Annotated in this window: 3 protein-coding genes and 1 pseudogene; all 4 read left to right on the top strand. The window is 76.3% G+C overall.

Annotation, left to right across the window (positions count from 1 at the left end; translation table 11 throughout):
* Positions 1–294 (top strand): annotated as a pseudogene (locus AB0K34_RS45840) (hypothetical protein); the annotation flags it as partial.
* Positions 291–2,744 (top strand): serine/threonine-protein kinase, encoded by a 2,454-nt coding sequence (locus tag AB0K34_RS45835; RefSeq protein WP_301177588.1) that lies wholly within the window; start codon positions 291–293, stop codon positions 2,742–2,744. The pseudogene AB0K34_RS45840 and the gene AB0K34_RS45835, both read left to right, overlap by 4 nt.
* Positions 2,741–4,030, top strand: coding sequence for a protein phosphatase 2C domain-containing protein (locus AB0K34_RS45830; protein WP_301177589.1), 1,290 nt, complete (start codon positions 2,741–2,743; stop codon positions 4,028–4,030). Before AB0K34_RS45835 ends, AB0K34_RS45830 begins: the two co-directional genes overlap by 4 nt.
* A complete protein-coding gene (locus AB0K34_RS45825; protein ID WP_301177590.1) occupies positions 4,027–5,364 on the top strand; it encodes a VWA domain-containing protein in 1,338 nt (445 codons plus the stop codon). Before AB0K34_RS45830 ends, AB0K34_RS45825 begins: the two co-directional genes overlap by 4 nt.
* Positions 5,365–5,516: the final 152 nt, after the last annotated feature.

Raw genomic sequence — 5,516 nt, 5'->3', positions numbered from 1 at the left:
GGACCTCGTCGTCGGACGGGACGATCCGCCCCCCGCCGCCGGCCGCGGGCGCGCGAGACCACCGGCGTGATCCGCGGGCTGCTGGACCGCCGCGAGGAGCTGCGCGGCCGGCTGGAGGCCTACCGGGCGAAGGCCGCGCGGCTCGGCCACGCCGAGGACGCCGAACTCGCCCGCATCTACGAGCAGGCCCGCGAGCTGCTGTGGACCTCCCCCTGCGATCTGCGGAAGGCGACCGTGTCGCTGTCCGGATACCAGCGGGCCATCATGTCGCGGGCGAAGGGAGCGGAACGATGAGCCAGTGCACCGAGCCGGGCTGCGGCGGAACCGTCGACGGCGGCTACTGCGTCCTATGCGGCGTGGCAGCCTCGCCCGGAACCCCGGCCCCGCCCCCGACTCCCCCGCCGTCCGCGGCCGGCGGGTGCGCGCAGCCGGGCTGCGGCGGGACGATCGTCGACGGCTACTGCGACGTCTGCGGCAGCCCGCCCGCGAGCGCGGCGCCGGCCGTGCCCGCGCCCCGCCCGGCGGCCGAGCGGCCCGACGACGCGTGCGGCCAGGCCGGCTGCGGCGGAACGATCATGGACGGCTACTGCGACGTCTGCGGCTCGCCGCCCGCGCACACCTCCCTCGTCGCGGGGGGCACCGCCGGCGGCCGCACGGGCAGCACCCGGACGGGCAGCACCAGGACGGGCAGCACCCGCACCGGGTCGTCGCGCTCGTCCGGCCGCCGGGGAATGCTCGGCGCCGGACTGGTCGAGGTGCCGCGCGTCCCCTACCGGGACCCGTCCAGCGCGGTGATGAGCGACCCGCAGGTCGCCGAGACCAAGCGGTACTGCAGCAGCTGCGGCGAGCCCGTCGGCCGGGGGCGCGGCGACCGGCCAGGCCGCACCGAGGGGTTCTGCCCGAAGTGCGGCACCCGCTTCTCCTACACCCCGAAGCTCAACCCCGGCGACCTGGTCGGCGGGCAGTACGACGTGCTGGGCTGCCTCGCCCACGGCGGCCTCGGCTGGATCTACCTGGCCAAGGACCGCAACGTCAGCGACCGCTGGGTGGTGCTGAAGGGCCTGCTGGACAGCGGCGACGCCGACGCGATGGCCGCCGCCGCGGCCGAGCGGGCCTACCTCGCCGAGGTCGAGCACCCCAACATCGTCAAGATCTACAACTTCGTGCAGCACGACGGCGACGGCTACATCGTCATGGAGTACGTCGGCGGCGAGTCGGTCAAGGACATCCTGCTGCGGCAGCCGCAGCAGCCGGGCGAGAAGCACCTCCCGCTGGCGCAGGCCATCGCCTACGGCCTGGAGGCGCTGCGCGCGTTCGACTACCTGCACGCCCAGGGCCTGCTGTACTGCGACTTCAAGCCGGACAACGTGATCCAGTCCGAGGAGCAGCTGCGGCTGATCGACCTCGGCGGCGTCCGGCGGCTGGACGACCCGGACGGCGCCATCTGGGGCACGGTCGGCTACCAGGCGCCGGAGATCGCCGACGACGGGCCGTCCATCTCCTCCGACCTCTACACGGTCGGCCGCGCGCTCGCCGTGCTGAGCTTCCCGTTCCGGGGCTACACCCGGACGTACGTCGACTCGCTGCCGCCCGCCTCCGAGGTCCCGGTGTTCCAGCGGTTCGAGTCGTTCCACCGGTTCCTGCTGCGCGCGACGCACCGCGAGCCGGACGAGCGGTTCCAGGACGCGGCGGAGATGGCCGAGCAGCTCACCGGCGTGCTGCGGGAGGTCCTCGCCGCCGAGGACGGCACCCCGCGGCCCGCCCCGTCCGGGCTGTTCGGCCCGGAGCGGTTCACGGCCCGGATCGCGGGCGGCGCGGCGGACGCCCACGCGCTACCGCCCGTCCCGCCGGAGGTGGCCGCGGCGGCGCTGCCCGTCCCGCTGGTGGACGGGTCCGACCCCGCCGCCGGGTTCGTGTCGGGGCTGTCGGCGCTGGAGCCCGCGCAGGTCGCGGAGGCGGCGGCGAACGCGCCCGCGCGCACCCCCGAGGTGCGGCTCGCGCTCGCCCGGGTGAAGATCGAGCTCGGCGCGGTCGACGAGGCCGACGCGCTGCTCGACGAGCTGGACGCCGAGCGCCCCGGCGACTGGCGGACCTTCTGGTACCGGGCGGTCGCGCTGCTCGCGCGGGGCCGGGTGGCGGAGGCCGAGCCGCTGTTCGACCGGCTGTACGGGCTGCTGCCCGGCGAGGCGGCGCCCAAGCTGGCGCTGGCGTACTGCAAGGAGCTCTCGGCGCCCGCCGACGCCGTGCGCCTGTACGAGACGGTGTGGCGCACCGACCAGAGCTACCTCAACGCCGCGTTCGGCCTGGCGCGCGTGCATCTGGCGGCCGGCGACCGGGCCGCGGCCGCCGCCGCGCTCGACTCCGTCCCGAAGATCTCCATCCGGTACGTGCCCGCGCAGGTCGCGGCGGTCGCCACGGCGGTGCGCGGCCGGCCGCCCGCGGAGCTGTCGGCGGCCGAGCTGGTCGCCGCCGGGAACCGGCTCGCCGCCCTCGACCTGGACGCCGAGCGCCGCGACCGGCTCGCCGCCGAGGTGCTGGAGGCCGCGCTCGACTGGCTCCTCTCCGGCTCCGGGACGGGCGGCGCCCAGGGCGGGTCCCTGCTCGGCGCGCCGCTCACCGAGACCGCGCTGCGCCGCCTGCTGGAGGCGACGTACCGGGAGCTGGCGCGCCGCACCCGCGACCGGGACGAGTGCCGCCGGCTCGTCGACTCCGCCAACGCCGTACGCCCGAGGACGCTGCTGTGACCGACGACCGGACCGCCGGCGAGCACGCCGCCGCCGAGCACGCGAAGGCCGCGGAGCTGTCCTGCCCCGCCTGCGGCGAGATCGTGTACGCGGAGGAGGTCTACTGCGAGGAGTGCGGGCACCGGCTGACCGGCGCGCCGCCGCCCCCGGCCGCCGCCCCGGAGCCGGAGCCCGCGGCCCGCCCGTGCACCGGCTGCGGCCGGACGGCCATCGACGCCGACGGCTACTGCGAGCACTGCGGGCTGCGCCAGCCCGCCGAGCGCGACCACGTCGAGCTGGAGCTGCCCGCCCCCGGCGGCCGGCCCGCGGTGGCGGCGGGCGCCAGCGACCGGGGCCGCCGCTACAGCCGCAACGAGGACGCGCTCGCCCTCGCCGCGCACGCCGCCGGAGTCGCCGCGGTCGTGTCCGACGGCGTCGGCTCCTCCCAGCGCCCCGAGGACGCCTCCCGCACCGCCGCCGACACCGGCGCCGCCGAACTGGTGGCGCGGCTCGACGCCGGCGAGGACCCCGAGGACGCCACCCGGCACGCGGCGCTGCGCGCGGCGGCGGCCGTCGCCGCGCTCGCCACCTCCCCGGCGGACGCGCCGTCCTGCACGTACGTGTCCGCGGTGACGCGCGGCGCGACCGTCACCGTGGGCTGGATCGGCGACAGCCGGGCCTACTGGCTGTCGGCGGACGGCACCGCCGAGCCGGGCGAGAACGGATCGCGGGAACCGGCGCCCGGCGCTGGTGCCTCTGACACCCCGGACGCACCCGACTCCGCCGAGGTCAGCACCGGCGACCTCGCCGAGCTGGGCGCGTCCCGGCGGCTCACCGAGGACGACTCGTGGGCGGCGTTCATGGTCGCGGAGGGCTCGCTGACCGAGGCGGAGGCCGAGGCGCACCCGAACGCGCACGTCATCACCGCGTGGCTCGGCGTGGACGCCGGCGAGGTCCAGCCGCACGTGGCGACGTTCCGTCCCGCGGGCCCCGGCACGCTGCTGGTCTGCAGCGACGGCCTGTGGAACTACTTCCCGGCGGCCGGGGACCTGGCCGCGCTCCTCGCCGGCGCCTCCAACGGCGCGGCGGGCGGCGGCGCGCACGACCCGGCGGCCGACCCGCTCGGCACGGCCAGGGCGCTCGTCCAGCACGCCCTCGACGCCGGCGGCCGCGACAACATCACCGTCGCCGTGATCCCGCTCCCGTCCCCCGCTGCCCCCGCCTCCCCCGCCGACCCCAGTCCCACCGCCCAGAGCCGCGACACACCGCGCAGCACGGAACCGCCGAGCACGGAGCAGCCCCGATGAGCGAGCACCCGCAGTTCACCGTCAAGATCGACCAGAACCGGTACCTGCCCGAGGGCGGACGCGAGGTCCACGCCATCGTGTCCGTCGAGGCGGCCGCCGCGGACGGCGTGCCCGTCCCCTCCACCGCCCGCGCGTCCGAGGTGATCATCATCGACACCTCGGGCTCGATGTCCTACCCCGACACCAAGCTGCGCGCGGCCGTCGCGGCGGCGCAGGTCGCGATCGACACGCTGCGCGACGGCGTGGAGTTCGCGGTCGTCTCCGGGTCCAACACGGCCAAGATGATCTTCCCGAAGCATCCGGGGCTGGTCGCGGCGAGCCCGGAGACCCGCGGCGAGGCCAAGCAGGTGCTGGGCCGGCTGACCGCGTCCGGCGGCACCGCCATCGGGTCGTGGCTGCGGCTCGCGAGCCAGCTGTTCGACACGGTGCCGGGCGGGATCCGGCACGCGATCCTGCTGACCGACGGCAAGAACCAGCACGAGACGGCCGAGGAGCTGGACGCCGCGCTCGCGGCCTGCGGCGGCCGGTTCGTCTGCGACTGCCGCGGCGTCGGCACCGACTGGGAGGTCGCGGAGCTGCGCAAGGTCGCCTCCGCGATGCTCGGCAGCGTCGACATCGTCGCCGACCCGGCCGGGCTCGTCGCCGACTTCCGCGCGATGACGGAGGCCGCGATGGGCAAGTCCGTCGCCGACGTCGCGCTGCGGGTGTGGACGCCGCAGACGGCGACGCTCCGGTTCGTCAAGCAGGTGATGCCCTCGGTGGAGGACCTCACCGCCAAGCGCGTCGACTCGGCGCCGCAGGCGGGCGACTACCCGCTCGGCGCGTGGGGCGCGGAGAGCCGCGACTACCACATCTGCGTGGAGGTCACCCCCGGCCAGGTCGGCGGCAAGGAGCTGCGCGCCGCGTGGGTGCGGCTCGTCGTGCCGGGCGGGCCGGGCGAGGAGGCGCAGGTCCTCGCGTCCGGGAACGTTCTCGCGCAGTGGACGGACGACGAGGCCCAGTCCACCAAGATCAACGAGCGGGTGGCGCACTACACCGGGCAGGCCGAGCTGGCCGCCGCCATCCAGGAGGGGCTGCAGGCCCGCCGGGACGGCGACCTCGACACCGCGACCGCGCGGCTCGGCCGCGCCGTGGTGCTGGCCGACGAGGCGGGCAACGACGCGATCACCTCGATGCTGCGCCGCGTCGTGGACGTCGTCGACCCGGCGACCGGCACCGTCCGGCTGAAGCGCAACATCGACAAGGTCGCCGAGATGGAGATCGAGACCCGCTCCACCAAGACGGTCCGGACCCGCAAGGACGAGACCGTGACCACCCGGCGAGGCGAGGGCTGAGCATGCCGAGCTGCCCCAGCGGACACGTCTCCCAGTCGGCGGACTACTGCGACGTCTGCGGCGAGCACCGCCGGGTCGAACCTGCTCGCGCACTACGGCGGGCTGTGGCGCGCCATGCCCGTCACGTTCTGGTCCATGACGGTGGGGCTGGC

The sequence above is a fragment of the Actinomadura sp. NPDC049382 genome, assembly GCF_040677125.1.
GTDB lineage: Bacteria > Actinomycetota > Actinomycetes > Streptosporangiales > Streptosporangiaceae > Spirillospora > Spirillospora geliboluensis.
Note: the sequence above shows the minus strand (reverse complement) of the source record. Positions and strands in the feature narration are given on the sequence as shown.